Origin of the sequence: Streptomyces sp. NBC_00414 (assembly GCF_036038375.1) — a bacterium.
In the GTDB taxonomy this organism is placed as follows: Bacteria; Actinomycetota; Actinomycetes; order Streptomycetales; family Streptomycetaceae; genus Streptomyces.
In genome coordinates this window covers 8,525,830-8,538,553 of the sequence record NZ_CP107935.1, presented here as the reverse complement: position 1 = coordinate 8,538,553, position 12,724 = coordinate 8,525,830, and the positions used below count along the sequence as shown (strand labels likewise).

Here is a 12,724-nt window from a genome sequence, read left to right as displayed (position 1 = left end):
ATGACCCAGGCAACGGCACCGGCGGCGAGTTCCTCGCCGCCGGCTTCGCCGGCCGCCCCCAAGGACGGCCGGACCTCGGAACGGTCCCTGAGCCGCCGCCTGGCGGCCCGCCCGGAGATCGGCGCGCTGATCGCGGCGATCGTCGTGTACATCTTCTTCTTCGCGGTCGCCTCCCCCTTCCGTGAGGCGAGCTCGCTGGCCAACGTGCTGTACGAGGCCTCCGTGATGGGCATCATGGCCCTGCCGGTCGCCCTGCTGATGATCGGCGGCGAGTTCGACCTCTCCGCCGGTGTCGCCGTCACCACCTCCGCGCTGACGGCCAGCATGTGGAGCTTCCAGCTGTCCATGAACGTGTGGACGGGCGTCATCGTCGCCCTGGTGGTGGCCCTGGCGATCGGCGCGTTCAACGGCTACATGCTGGTCCGCACCGGCCTGCCGTCGTTCCTGATCACGCTGGGGTCGTTCCTGATCCTCCAGGGCGCCAACCTCGCCATCACCAAGCTCTTCACCGGGAACGTCGCCACCGACTCCATCAGCGACATGGACGGCTTCGACCAGGCCAAGAAGGTCTTCGCCTCCGAGATAGGCATCGGCGGCGTCGATGTGAAGATCACCGTCTTCTACTGGCTGATCCTCGCCGCCGCCGCGACCTGGCTGCTGCTGCGCACCAAGTTCGGAAACTGGATCTTCGCCACCGGCGGCAGCAAGGAGAGCGCCCGCGCGGTCGGCGTGCCGGTCACCTTCACCAAGATCGCCCTGTTCATGGGCGTCGGCGCCGGCGCCTGGTTCGTCGGCATGCACATCCTGTTCTCGTTCAACACCGTCCAGTCCGGCGAGGGCGTGGGCAACGAGTTCCTGTACATCATCGCCGCGGTCATCGGCGGCTGTCTGCTCACCGGCGGCTACGGCTCCGCGATCGGCGCCGTCATCGGTGCCTTCATCTTCGGCATGGTCTCCCAGGGCATCGTCTACGCCAACTGGAACCCCGACTGGTTCAAGGCCTTCCTCGGCGTCATGCTCCTGCTCGCCGCCCTCGTCAATCTGTGGGTCCGCCGCCAGGCAACCCGGAGGTAACCCATGACCGACAACACCACCTCCTCCAACGACAGCACCGGCAGCGGCGGCGTCACCGACGCGAACGACGCCGGCGGCACCGCGCCCACGAAGGCGACGGTCACCGAGGCCGCGGTCACGGACGCGCCGGCCGAGGACCGGACCGGGCCCACGGCCGGTGACGGGCAGCCGATCGTCCAGCTGCGCGGGGCCGGCAAGGCCTACGGCAACGTGCGCGCCCTGCACGGCGTGGACCTGGCCGTCCACCCCGGCCAGGTCACCTGCGTCCTCGGCGACAACGGCGCCGGCAAGTCGACGCTCATCAAGATCATCTCCGGCCTGCACCAGCACACCGAGGGCGAGTTCCTCATCGACGGCCGGGCGGTGCACCTCAGCACCCCGCGCGAAGCCCTCGACAAGGGCATCGCCACCGTGTACCAGGACCTCGCCACCGTGCCGCTGATGCCGGTGTGGCGGAACTTCTTCCTCGGCTCCGAGATGACCAAGGGCCCCTGGCCCGTCCGCCGTCTGGACATCGCGGCCATGAAGCAGACCGCGGACACCGAACTGCGTGCCATGGGCATCATCCTGGACGACCTCGACCAGCCCATCGGCACCCTCTCCGGCGGCCAGCGCCAGTCCGTCGCCATCGCCCGTGCCGTCTACTTCGGCGCCCGCGTCCTGATCCTGGACGAGCCCACGGCGGCCCTCGGCGTCAAGCAGTCCGGCGTGGTCCTCAAGTACATCGCCGCCGCCCGCGACCGCGGCCTGGGCGTCATCTTCATCACGCACAACCCCCACCACGCCTACATGGTCGGCGACCACTTCAGCGTCCTGCGCCTGGGCACGATGGAGCTCTCCGCCTCCCGCGCCGACGTCACCCTCGAAGAGCTCACCAACCACATGGCAGGCGGCGCCGAACTCGCCGCCCTCAAGCACGAACTCGCCCAGGTACGCGGCGTGGACGTCGACAAGCTCCCCGAGGAGCAGGACCTCAAGGCCCCCGCCGCGGCAGCCAGGGGGACGTCCTGATGACGGGCGCGCTCGACCGGATCCGCGTCGGCTCGGCTCCGGACTCCTGGGGCGTCTGGTTCCCCGACGACCCCCAGCAGGTGCCCTGGGAACGCTTCCTGGACGAGGTCACCGAGGCCGGCTACTCCTGGATCGAGCTGGGCCCGTACGGCTATCTGCCGACCGACCCGGCCCGGCTCACCGACGAGGTGAAGAAGCGCGAACTGCGGGTGTCGGCCGGCACGGTGTTCACCGCCCTGCACCGCGGGCCCGACGTCTGGGACGCCACCTGGGAGCACGTCAGCCAGGTCGCCGCGCTGACCCAGGCCATGGGCGCCGAGCACCTGGTGGTCATCCCGTCCTTCTGGCGGGACGACAAGACCGCCGCCCTCATCGAGCCGCCAGAGCTGACGGTCCGCCAATGGGCGTATCTCGCCAAGGGCATGGAGCGCCTGGGCCACGAGGTCAAGGAGCGCTTCGGGCTCGACATCGTCGTGCACCCGCACGCCGACACGCACATCGACACCGAGCAGCACGTCGAGCGTTTCCTCGACTCGACCGACTCCGGCCTGGTGAGTCTCTGCCTGGACACGGGCCACTACGCCTACTGCGGCGGCGACAGCGTCAAGCTCATCGAGACCTACGGCGAGCGCATCGGCTATCTGCACCTCAAGCAGGTCGACCCGGAGATCCTCGCCGACGTCGTCACGAACGAGATCCCGTTCGGACCCGCCGTGCGGCGCGGCGTGATGTGCGAGCCCCCGGCCGGTGTGCCCGCCCTGGAGCCGGTGCTGGCGGCCGCCCAGCGGCTGGGCGTCGACCTGTTCGCCATCGTCGAGCAGGACATGTACCCCTGCCCGCCGGACAAGCCCCTGCCCATCGCGGTACGCACCCGCACGTTCCTGCGCTCCTGCGGCGCCTGAGAAGGGATCAACCGACCATGGATCGGAGCGGAACGCTCGGCGTGGCCGTCATCGGCACCGGCAGGATGGGCGCCGACCATGTGCGCCGGCTCGACGAGGTGACGAACGGGGCCCGCGTGGCCGCGGTCGTGGACGTCGACGCGGAGCGGGTCAAACGGATCGCCGACGGCATCGAGGGCTGCTCCGCGTACACCGACCCGGCCGCCGCGATGGCCTCGGACGGCGTCGACGCCGTACTGATCGCCTCCCCGGGCCCCGCCCACGAGGCGGCCCTGCTCAGCGCGTTCGAGTACGACCTGCCCGTCCTGTGCGAGAAGCCCCTCACGCCCGACGCGGCCTCCGCGCTGCGGGTCCTGGAGGCCGAGCAGAAGCTCGGGCACCGCAGGGTCCAGGTGGGCTTCATGCGCCGGTACGACGCCGAGTACGGGAAGCTCAAGTCCCTGCTGGACACCGGCCAGTTGGGCCGGCCGCTGATGCTGCACAACCGGCACCGCAATGTGGCGACCCCGCCCGGCTTCACCAGCGAGATGCTCATCAACGACTCCGTCGTGCACGAGATGGACATCACCCGGTGGCTGCTCGGCCAGGAGATCACCGCGATCACCGTGCTGAAGCCGACCCCGTCCGGCAACGCCCCCGAGGGCCTGCAGGATCCGCAGTTCGTCCTCTTCGAGACCGACGGCGGCGCGATCGTGGACGTCGAGATCAACGTCAACTGCGGCTTCGGCTACCAGGTGCAGGCCGAGGTGGTCTGCGAGCGCGGTACGGCCCGTATCGGTGACGGGCACGCCCTGGTGACGAACATGGCGGGCCGTTGGGGCGGCACCATCGCCCAGGACTTCACCGAGCGGTTCGAGGACGCGTACGACCGGCAGATGCAGGCCTGGGTGAACGCCACCCGCCGCGGCGAGGTCACCGGCCCCAGCGCCTGGGACGGCTACGCCACGGCCGCGGTCTGCGAAGCAGGAGTCCGAGCGCAGTCGGAGGGCACCCGCATCAAGGTGGACCTCGTGGAACGCCCGGCGTTCTACGCGTGACCAGAACCGGGGCCCGCCTTCAAGGCGGGCCCCGGCTCTTCAGGGGCGCGGGGAACGGCGCAATCTTTCGTCTTTTGGGGGCGCGGGGAACGGCACAGTCTTTGTCCGTCAGGGGCGCGAGGAACTGCGCGGCCGAGGCTCAAACCCGGCCCCGACGTAACAGGCGTCGATCAACCGCATGGTATCGACCGCATCCTCCGCATCGAGCGGCAGCGCCACCCCACCCCGCACATGCGCAGCGAACGCCTCCAACTGATACGTATAGGAAGACCGCTTCCCAAGCTGCTCGACCCGCTCCCCCGCAGGCGTCCGCACGACGACACGGTCGTCCAGATGCGGCAGCACGAAGTTCATCGCGGTCGCCTCACCACGGGACCCCACGATCCGGCAGGTCATCCGCAGCTCGCCGTGATCCATGTGGCAGCGCGCGGAACCGGTGGCACCGCCAGGGAAGGCGAGGTCCGCGTCCAGCCACTCGTCGACCCCGGGAGCGCCCTCGCGGGCACCGCCCCTGGCGCCGACCAGGGTGGGCGCCCCGCCCGCCCAGGGAGCGAGCGTGCGCAGGGCGTGCAGGCCGTAGCAGCCGAGGTCCATGAGCGCGCCGCCGGCGAGCGGCAGCGACCAGCGCGGATCCTCGGCGGGCGGGGCGGCCACGGCGACGACCGTCTCGACGTGCCGCAGCTCCCCCAGCTCGCCCGACTCCAGCAGTTCGTGCAGACGCCGGGTGACGGGATGGAAGAGGTAGTGGAAGGCCTCCATGAAGACGGTGCCCGCCTTGCCCGCGGCGTCCCGGACCTCCACGGCCTCCTCCGCGTTGCTGGCGGAGGGCTTCTCCGTCAGCACGTGCTTGCCCGCGGCGAGCGCGGCGAGGTTCCACGGGCCGTGCAGGCCGTTGGCGAGGGGGTTGTAGACCACCTCGACCCGGGGGTCGGCGATCAGGTCGGCGTACGAGTCCAGGACCCTTTCGACGTCGTGCTCGGCGGCGAAGGCCTCGGCCCGGGAGCGGTCCCGGGCGGCCACCGCGACCAGGCGGTGGCCGGTCGCGCGGGCCGGGCCCACAAGGGCCAGGTCGGCGATGCGGGCGGCGCCCAGCACGCCGATGCGCAGTGGCTCTACGGGGATGGTCATGCGCCGCGTACCTCCTTGATCGTCACGGTGCGGTGCTCACGCAGGGAGAGCGTGCAGGCGTCGGCGATCCAGCCTGCCTCCAGCGCGTCGGCGACGGTGCACGGCGAGGTCCGCCGGCCGGCGACGACGTCTGTGAACGCGCTCAGTTCGGCACGGTACGCCTCGGCGAAGCGGTCCATGAAGAAGTCGTGCGGAGTGCCCGCGGGGAAGGTGGTGCCGGGCTCGACGGAGCGCAGCGGCAGCTTGTCCTCCAGGCCGACCGCGATGCTGTCCCGGAAGCCGTGGAGTTCCATGCGGACGTCGTAACCGCGCGCGTTGTGACGGGAGTTGGAGACCACGGCGAGCGTGCCGTCGTCCAGGGTGAGGATGGCCGCGGTGGTGTCGGCGTCGCCGGCCTCGGCGATGTAGGGCTCACCGCGGTTGCTGCCGGTCGCGTACACCTCGGTGACCTCGCGGCCGGTGACCCAGCGGATGATGTCGAAGTCGTGCACGGAGCAGTCGCGGAAGATGCCTCCGGAGGAGGCGATGTAGGCGGCCGGGGGCGGCGCCGGGTCCAGGGTCGTGGACCGTACGGTGTGCAGCGGGCCGAGTTCGCCGCTGCGGACGGCGGCACGGGCGGCCACGAACCCGGCGTCGAAGCGGCGGTTGTAGCCGATCTGGATCTCGACACCGCTGTCGCGCACGGCGTCGAGGACCGCGACGCCCTCCTTCATGGTGCGGGCGACGGGCTTCTCGCAGAAGACCGGCACACCGGCCTCGACCGCGGCGAGGAGCAGGCCTGGGTGGGCGTCGGTCGCGGCGGCGATCACCACACCGTCCACGCCCGCGGCCAGTACGGCCTCCGGGGAGTCCACGGCCTCGGCGCCGAAGCGCTCGACGGCCGCCGTGACCGCGCCGGGGAACGGGTCGGCGACGACGAGGGACTCGACCGCGTCGAGCCGGGAGAGGGTCTCGGCGTGGAAGGCGCCGATCCGGCCGAGGCCGAGGATGCCGATACGCATGGTTCAGGAGCTCCTTGATCACGTGCTTGGGTACGTGGCCGGGTCGGCCGTGCGGCGGCCCGGCCGGTTGCCCGACAGGCCGGTTGTGCCGCGGGTCAGTCGAGTCCGCCGAGGACGTTCTGGTCCCAGTCGACGACCGAGCCGGTGACGACACCGCTGCGGTCGGAGAGCAGGAGCACGACGAAGTCGGCGATCTCGTCGGGCTGCCCGAGCTTGCCCATCGGCAGCCGCTTCGCCGCCTGTTCGCGCCAGTCGTCGCCCGCGTCGTGGAAGGTGCGCTGAGTGGCGTCCTCGCCCTCGGTCGACGTCCAGCCGATGTTCAGGCCGTTGATCCGGATCCGGTCCCAGCGGTGGGCGTGCGCGGCGTTGCGCGTCAGCCCGGCGAGGCCGGCCTTGGCGGCGACGTACGGGGCGAGGAAGGGCTGTCCGCCGTGCTCGGAGCTGGTGATGATGTTGACGACCGTGCCGGATGCCCCGCGGGCCACCATGTCGGCCACGGCGGCCTGCATGGCGAAGAACGGGCCCTTGAGGTTGATCGCGATGTGCGCGTCGAACAGTTCGGGGGTGGTGTCGAGGAGCGTGCCGCGCGAGGTGAGCCCGGCGGAGTTGACCAGGCAGTCGACGCGGCCGTAGGCGGCGATCACCTCGGCCACGCTGCCGAGCGCCTGCCGCGCGTCGGCGAGGTCGGCCCGTACGTACAGGGCCTTGGTTCCCGCCCCGGTCAGCTCGGCGACCAGTGCCTCGCCGGGCTCGGGACGGCGGCCTGTGACCGCGACGGTCGCGCCCTCGCGCGCGGCGGCCCGGGCGACGGCCGCGCCGACACCCTGGCTTCCGCCGTTGACGAGGACGACCTTGTCGTCGAGCAGTCCGGTGCTCCGGTCCGCGGCCCTGCTGGTCTCCGGAAGTCCCATGCTTGCTCTCTCCTCAGCTTTCACGGCGGCCGGCGGCGGCCCGCAGCGCGTCGCGCAGGTACTCCGGGGACCGGCCCTCGCTCAGGGCGCGGCGGACGAGGTCCGCCTGGGACGGCGGGGCCAGCCCGTCGACGGGCGGGTCGGAGTCGAGGTTCGTCGGGAAGGGGTAGCCCTCCGCGCCGGCCGCGACGACCGTGTCCAGCCATTCCTGGCTCGCGCCTTCCGCCTTGCGCTTGAGCAGGACCGGATAGACGGCGTTCGACACGGCCTCGCGGTCGACGCTCTCCATGGCCCGGCCGAAGGCGGAGGAGACCTGCAGCAGGTTGGCCATCCGGCGGATGTCCGCGGACCTGTTGTGTCCGGCGGCGTGGAAGAGGGCGGGGTTGAAGAACACCGCGTCCCCCGCGGCCAGCGGCAGCTGCACGTGGTGGGCCTCGAAGTACGCGTGGAACTCGGGCAGTCGCCAGGCCAGGTAGCCGGGCTCGTACTTCTGCGAGTGCGGCAGGTACATCGTCGGGCCGGACTCGACGGGCATGTCGCAGTGGGCGACGGCGCCCTGGAGTGTCAGCACCGGCGAGAGGCGGTGGACGTGCGCGGGGTACTCGGCGGCGACCTCGTTGCTCAGGAAGCCCAGGTGGTAGTCGCGGTGCACCGTCTGCGCTGCGCCGCCCGGGTTCACGACGTTGATCTGTGAGGTGACCTGGTAGCCGGGGCCGAGCCAGGCGTGGGAGACCAGGGCGAGCATGTCGTTGGCGTAGTAGTCGGCGAACGCCTCCGGGTCCAGCAGCGCCGCCTTCTCCAGCGCGTTCCAGATCCGGTCGTTGGCACCCGGCTTGGCGAAGTGGTCGCCCGCGGTGGCGCCCGAGGCGCGCTGCTCGGCGATCAGGGCGTCGAAGGTCCCGGTCGCCCGGTCGAGGACCCCGCGGTCGGGGAAGGCACCCCGGAGCACCACGATGCCGGGTCCGTCGGCGAGCGCCCGGACCAGCTCGGCCTGTACGTTCCTGCGGCCCTCGGGCGTACGCGCCTCGGCGCGCAGGCTCCCGCTGTCGTACAGCGGGACGTTCCCCTCGACGGCGGCGGCGTACGGGTGGTCGGCCGGGTCGGTGCCCCGCTCGACCAGTTCACGGAATGCGTCGAGGTCGCAGTCGTGCGCGGAGAGCCAGGTGCGGAGTCCTGAGAGGGTGCGGGACATCGTCGTCCTTTCACGGTCGTCCTCGCGGAGTACTCCTCGTGGAGTTCTTCTCCTGGAGTTCTCCTCTCGGAGAGTCCTCTGTGCGATCGCGGCGCACCGTCCGGTGTCGCGGCGACGCGTCGATGTCATTCTTAAGGCGCCGCATCCCTCAAGCAATCGTCAGCGAGCCATCAAAAACCCCTCAAGGAGCCGGCGCATGGGCCACCCGTACGCGATCAGGGAGATAGCCCGCCAGGCGGGTCTGAGCGAGGCGACCGTGGACCGGGTCCTGAACGGGCGGGGCGGGGTCAGGGAGAGCACGGCCCGGTCGGTCCACCAGGCCGTCGCGGACCTGGACCGGCAGCGCACCCAGGTCCGGCTCACCGGGCGCACCTTCATGACCGACATCGTGATGCAGACGCCGGAGCGGTTCTCCACAGCGGTCCGCGCGGCGCTGGAGGCCGAACTGCCGTCACTGCACCCGGCGGTGCTGCGCTGCCGGTTCCACTTCCGGGAGACGGGCGCGCCGGACGAGCTGATCGAGACGCTGGACCGGATCGCCAGACGCGGCTCCCAGGGGGTGATTCTCAAGGCCCCGGACGTGCCGGAGGTCACGGCGGCCGTCGGCAGGCTGGTGGCCGCGGGCATCCCGGTGGTGACCCTGGTGACCGACCTGCCCGCCAGCGGAAGGCTCGCGTACGTCGGCATCGACAACCGGGCGGCGGGCGCCACCGCCGGGTATCTGATGGGCCAGTGGCTGGGCGAGGGCCCGGGGCACGTCCTCACCACCATCAGCCGTGGCTTCTTCCGCGGCGAGGAGGAGCGCGAGATGGGCTTCCGGGCCGCGATGCGTACGCTGCGGCCGGCCCGGCGGCTGGTCGAGGTCACCGACAGCGACGGCCTGGACGCCACCCAGTACGACCTGGTGCTCGCCGCGCTGCGGCAGGACCCCGGGATCAGGGCCGTCTATTCGATGGGCGGGGGCAACAACGCCACGCTGGAGGCCTTCGCCGCGCTGGACAGGCCGTGCTCCGTCTTCATCGCCCACGACCTGGACCACGACAACGCCCGGCTGCTGCGCTCCGGGCGCCTGTCCGCCGTGCTCCACCACGATCTGCGCCAGGACATGCGCACCGCCTGCCAGGCCGTGATGCGGGCCCACGACGCGCTGCCCGCCGACACGGGTCCCTCGCTCCCGTCGGCGATCCAGGTCGTCACTCCGTACAACATGCCGCCCGAGTCGCCCCTGCCGGACGGCCACTGAGGCGGTCAGGGGTGAACGGGCCGGGCGGCGGACCCGGCCGTCGGGCCCGGCGGCCGCTCAGCCGTTGGGGCGCAGCGTCCAGACGACCGTCATCTCGCCGGTGACGGCGCCGTCCTCGCGCTGGATGGCGACGGCCACCGGGAACTCCGGGCGCTGCCCCGCGTCGAGTTCGGCGATGACGTCGGCGGCGGGCCGCCCCAGGGTGGCGGTGGCCGTGACAGGCCCCCTGGCCAGCTTCTTGAACGCGATCTCGGCGGTCACGGGCAGCGGCACGGCCCGCGCGAGCTGGTCCCGGAACGCGGCCAGCACGACCGCCCCGCTCGCCGACTCCCCCAGCGTGAACATCGCGCCGGCATGGGGCCCGCCCACGTGATTGTGGTACTCGCTCTGGTCGGGCAGAGCGAGCACGGCCTTCTCGGGGGTGGTCTGGAGGTACTCCAGCTTCAGGGTCCTGACCATCGGCACCGTGGCGGCGAGCATCTCGCCGATGGACATCTGATCTGCGCTCATGGCCGCAGGTTACCCACGGGTAGCCAATCCTGAACAGATCATGACCATGTGAGCCGCGCCTTACTGCGGGCACCGAACGGGATTCCTCGGTACCGGTACGTCTGCATAAGGACCCATCTGACTCCTGATCCGGTACGCGCCTGACGAGGGGCAGTGACCCAACCGTGTCCCGTGCGGCACTAGTGTTACGGGCCATGTGGCCAGGAAATCAGCCGCCCGGGGGCGAGCAGAACCCGCAGGACCCGAACCAGAACCCGTACCAGCAGCCGGGGTACCAGCAGCCGAATCCGTATCAGCAGCCCGGATTCCAGCAGCCCGGGTATCAGACCGGACCCCAGCCGCAGGGCCCGTACACGCAGCCGGGGCAGCCCGGCTGGACCGAGCCCGGTGCCCCGCGGCCCCCGCAGGGCGGCGGCGGGAACAGGACGAAGCTCGTCGCGATCGTGGCCGCCTCGGCGGTCGTCGTCGCGGCCGGTGTCACGGGCGTGCTTGTCCTGGGCGGCAACAAGGACGACGAGGCCGGCGACAAGGACGGCAAGGCGAAGCAGTCGCCGTCGTCGAGCGCGGCCAAGGACCCGAGCTCGTCCGCGTCCGCCGGTGAGGACAACCCGCGCGGCACGGACGCCGAGAAGCCGACGGTCGCCGGCTGGAAGGTCGTCATCAATCCCCGCTTCGGCACGATGTTCGACGTGCCCGCCGAGTGGGAGATCGAGAGCACCGACACGAGCGTCGGCTTCGAGTGGGAGGAGAAGGGCAAGACCGACCGCACGACGGTCACCGCCCCCGCCTACCTCAAGTCCAAGTGGTGCACCAGCGACAGCGACAAGGACGGCCGCGAGGAGGACACGGCGCTGGTCACCGCCGGAACGCGCGGCGAGAACGGCGCCAAGGACGCGGCCGAGGCGGCCGAGACCCGCGTGCCGTGGTGGATCTTCGGTGGCTACACGCAGCCCGACAAGAAGAGCGTGAAGTGGGACAAGGCGAAGGCCTACACGACGAAGTCGGGCCTCAAGGGCAGCGTCGCCAACGCGCACTCCAGCAACACGCCGCAGAAGGGCAAGTGCGACAGCGAGGGCAAGGCGATCACCTTCGCGTTCAAGAACAGCGCGGGCGACTTCGTCACCTGGAACCTGTTCGGTGCCCAGGGTGTCAAGGACGAGATCCCCGAGGCGACCGTCCAGAAGATCCTGAGCACCGTGCGCCTCACCAAGGACGCCCCGACCGACGGCTGAGACCGTCGCGGGAACCGTCCGCGCCCCGCCGCCGGAACGCCTGACGGACCGCACGGCGGGGCTCGGCCGGAAACGGATCGGAACAACCGACAATCCGTTTGGCAAGTCGGCCCGTCGGCGGAGATAGTCGCCAGGTGAATCCCGCCGCCGACTCTCCCGCCCGACTGCGCCGCCCCTCCTGGGCGGGCCGCAACTACACCCTGCTGACCGCCGCCGCGATCGTGACGAACCTGGGCAGCCAGGGTGCGTTGATCGCGGCGGCGTTCGCCGTCCTGGACGAGGGCGGCGACGGCGGCGACGTGGGCCTGGTGGCGGCGGCCCGCACCCTGCCCCTCGTGCTCTTCCTGCTGATCGGCGGCGCGGTCGCGGACCGCCTCCCCCGGCACCGTGTGATGGTCGCGGCCAACACCCTCAACTGCCTCTCCCAGGCGGCCTTCGCGGTCCTCGTGATCGCCGGTGAGCCCCAGCTCTGGCAGATGATGCTCCTCACCGCCCTCGGCGGCACCGGCCAGGCGTTCTTCAACCCCGCGGCCGAGGGCATGCTGCTCTCCTCGGTGAGCGGCAAGCAGGCGGGCCGCGCCTTCGCCGTGTTCCGCCTGGCGATGCACGGCGCGGGCCTCGGCGGCGCCGCGCTCGGCGGTGTCATGGTCGCGCTGGTCGGGCCGGGCTGGGTGCTCGCCGTGGACGCGCTGGCCTTCGCGGTCGCGGGTTCCCTGCGGGCCTTCCTCGACGTCGGGCACATACCGCCCAGGGTCCCTGGCACCGGTCTGCTCACCGATCTGCGCGACGGCTGGCGGGAGGTCGTCGGGCGGCCCTGGCTGTGGGCGATCGTCGCCCAGTTCTCGGTCGTGGTCGCCGTCGTCGGCGCTGCCGAGGCGGTGTACGGCCCCCTGGTCGCCCGGGACAGTCTCGGCGGCGCCGGTCCGTGGGGCCTGGCCCTCGCCGCGTTCGGCGCGGGCACCGTCGGCGGCGCGCTGCTGATGATGCGCTGGAAGCCCCGCAGGCTGCTCCTCGCCGGAACGCTCTGTGTGTTCCCGCTCGCCCTGCCGTCGGCCGCGCTCGCCGTGCCGCTCCCGGTCGGCGCCCTGAGCGCGGTGATGTTCGTGACCGGCGTCGCCATCGAGGTGTTCGGCGTCTCCTGGATGACCGCGCTGCACCAGGAGATCCCGGAGGACAAGCTCTCCCGCGTCTCGGCGTACGACTGGTTCGGCTCGATCGCCATGGTCCCGCTCGCCACCGCGCTCGCGGGCCCGGCCGAGTCCCTCTTCGGCCGTTCGGCGGCCCTGTGGGGCTGCGCGGTGCTGGTCGTCGTGGTGACGGCGGCGGTGCTGTTCGTGCCCGACGTGCGGAATCTGACCCGGCGCACGAAGGAAGTGACGCAGGGAATGCCCGCGAAGACCGAACCGGCCCGCGCCGAGAGCTGACCAACCTCTCCCTGAGCCCTGAGTCCCGATCCCACCCTTCGACCAGGCTCAGGCTTCGG

Annotated in this window: 12 protein-coding genes; 7 read left to right on the top strand and 5 right to left on the bottom strand. The window is 71.4% G+C overall.

All coding sequences use genetic code 11. The annotated features are described in order from the left end of the window. Genes OHS59_RS37185 through OHS59_RS37170 form a run of 4 tightly spaced genes read left to right on the top strand, consistent with a single transcriptional unit; the run spans position 1 to position 4,024 of the window. Entirely contained in the window at positions 1-1,074 is a 1,074-nt protein-coding gene (locus tag OHS59_RS37185; protein WP_328497719.1) for an ABC transporter permease, read from the top strand. A 3-nt stretch (positions 1,075-1,077) separates the two neighbouring features. Next, complete coding sequence (locus OHS59_RS37180) at positions 1,078-2,085, top strand: ATP-binding cassette domain-containing protein (protein WP_328497718.1); 1,008 nt, start codon at positions 1,078-1,080, stop codon at positions 2,083-2,085. Next, positions 2,085-2,987: a sugar phosphate isomerase/epimerase family protein gene (locus tag OHS59_RS37175; RefSeq protein WP_328497717.1), complete on the top strand. Its 903-nt coding sequence runs from the start codon at positions 2,085-2,087 to the stop codon at positions 2,985-2,987. Before OHS59_RS37180 ends, OHS59_RS37175 begins: the two co-directional genes overlap by 1 nt. 17 nt (positions 2,988-3,004) lie before the next feature. Beyond that, positions 3,005-4,024: a Gfo/Idh/MocA family protein gene (locus OHS59_RS37170; protein ID WP_328497716.1), complete on the top strand. Its 1,020-nt coding sequence runs from the start codon at positions 3,005-3,007 to the stop codon at positions 4,022-4,024. A 108-nt stretch (positions 4,025-4,132) separates the two neighbouring features. On the opposite strand, the gene OHS59_RS37165 is transcribed toward OHS59_RS37170, so the two are convergent. The 4 genes from OHS59_RS37165 to OHS59_RS37150 form a co-directional block, all read right to left on the bottom strand. Further along, positions 4,133-5,152 (bottom strand): Gfo/Idh/MocA family protein, encoded by a 1,020-nt coding sequence (locus OHS59_RS37165; protein ID WP_328497715.1) that lies wholly within the window; start codon positions 5,150-5,152, stop codon positions 4,133-4,135. After that, the gene (locus OHS59_RS37160) at positions 5,149-6,153 is read right to left on the bottom strand and encodes a Gfo/Idh/MocA family protein (protein ID WP_328497714.1); all 1,005 of its coding nucleotides are present in this window, start codon (positions 6,151-6,153) and stop codon (positions 5,149-5,151) included. The genes OHS59_RS37165 and OHS59_RS37160 overlap by 4 nt, the downstream gene beginning before the upstream one ends. A 95-nt stretch (positions 6,154-6,248) precedes the next feature. After that, positions 6,249-7,064: an SDR family oxidoreductase gene (locus OHS59_RS37155; RefSeq protein ID WP_328497713.1), complete on the bottom strand. Its 816-nt coding sequence runs from the start codon at positions 7,062-7,064 to the stop codon at positions 6,249-6,251. A gap of 13 nt (positions 7,065-7,077) precedes the next feature. Continuing rightward, positions 7,078-8,256 carry a phytanoyl-CoA dioxygenase family protein gene (locus OHS59_RS37150; RefSeq protein ID WP_328497712.1) on the bottom strand — a complete coding sequence of 393 codons (1,179 nt, stop codon included), beginning with the start codon at positions 8,254-8,256 and terminating at the stop codon, positions 7,078-7,080. Between the two features lie 196 nt (positions 8,257-8,452). On the opposite strand from OHS59_RS37150, the gene OHS59_RS37145 reads away from it, so the two are divergent. Beyond that, positions 8,453-9,499, top strand: coding sequence for a LacI family DNA-binding transcriptional regulator (locus tag OHS59_RS37145; protein WP_328497711.1), 1,047 nt, complete (start codon positions 8,453-8,455; stop codon positions 9,497-9,499). 57 nt (positions 9,500-9,556) lie between these two features. Here OHS59_RS37145 and OHS59_RS37140 read toward each other — a convergent pair whose 3' ends face one another. Further along, positions 9,557-9,994 (bottom strand): DUF4442 domain-containing protein, encoded by a 438-nt coding sequence (locus tag OHS59_RS37140; RefSeq protein ID WP_328499503.1) that lies wholly within the window; start codon positions 9,992-9,994, stop codon positions 9,557-9,559. Positions 9,995-10,203: 209 nt separating this feature from the next. On the opposite strand from OHS59_RS37140, the gene OHS59_RS37135 reads away from it, so the two are divergent. Both OHS59_RS37135 and OHS59_RS37130 read left to right on the top strand, forming a co-directional pair. Beyond that, positions 10,204-11,241 (top strand): hypothetical protein, encoded by a 1,038-nt coding sequence (locus tag OHS59_RS37135; RefSeq protein WP_328497710.1) that lies wholly within the window; start codon positions 10,204-10,206, stop codon positions 11,239-11,241. Positions 11,242-11,375: 134 nt separating this feature from the next. Next, complete coding sequence (locus OHS59_RS37130) at positions 11,376-12,665, top strand: MFS transporter (protein ID WP_328497709.1); 1,290 nt, start codon at positions 11,376-11,378, stop codon at positions 12,663-12,665. The last annotated feature ends 59 nt before the right edge of the window (positions 12,666-12,724 follow it).

Excerpts from the sequence above, each read along its gene's own strand:
- OHS59_RS37155 (WP_328497713.1), bottom strand. The coding sequence starts at position 7,064 with ATGGGACTTCCGGAGACCAGCAGGGCCGCGGACCGGAGCACCGGACTG.
- OHS59_RS37165 (WP_328497715.1), bottom strand. The coding sequence starts at position 5,152 with ATGACCATCCCCGTAGAGCCACTGCGCATCGGCGTGCTGGGCGCCGCC.
- OHS59_RS37170 (WP_328497716.1), top strand. The coding sequence starts at position 3,005 with ATGGATCGGAGCGGAACGCTCGGCGTGGCCGTCATCGGCACCGGCAGG.
- OHS59_RS37175 (WP_328497717.1), top strand. The coding sequence starts at position 2,085 with ATGACGGGCGCGCTCGACCGGATCCGCGTCGGCTCGGCTCCGGACTCC.
- OHS59_RS37150 (WP_328497712.1), bottom strand. The coding sequence starts at position 8,256 with ATGTCCCGCACCCTCTCAGGACTCCGCACCTGGCTCTCCGCGCACGAC.
- OHS59_RS37185 (WP_328497719.1), top strand. The coding sequence starts at position 1 with ATGACCCAGGCAACGGCACCGGCGGCGAGTTCCTCGCCGCCGGCTTCG.
- OHS59_RS37140 (WP_328499503.1), bottom strand. The coding sequence starts at position 9,994 with ATGTCCATCGGCGAGATGCTCGCCGCCACGGTGCCGATGGTCAGGACC.
- OHS59_RS37160 (WP_328497714.1), bottom strand. The coding sequence starts at position 6,153 with ATGCGTATCGGCATCCTCGGCCTCGGCCGGATCGGCGCCTTCCACGCC.
- OHS59_RS37145 (WP_328497711.1), top strand. The coding sequence starts at position 8,453 with ATGGGCCACCCGTACGCGATCAGGGAGATAGCCCGCCAGGCGGGTCTG.
- OHS59_RS37135 (WP_328497710.1), top strand. The coding sequence starts at position 10,204 with ATGTGGCCAGGAAATCAGCCGCCCGGGGGCGAGCAGAACCCGCAGGAC.
- OHS59_RS37180 (WP_328497718.1), top strand. The coding sequence starts at position 1,078 with ATGACCGACAACACCACCTCCTCCAACGACAGCACCGGCAGCGGCGGC.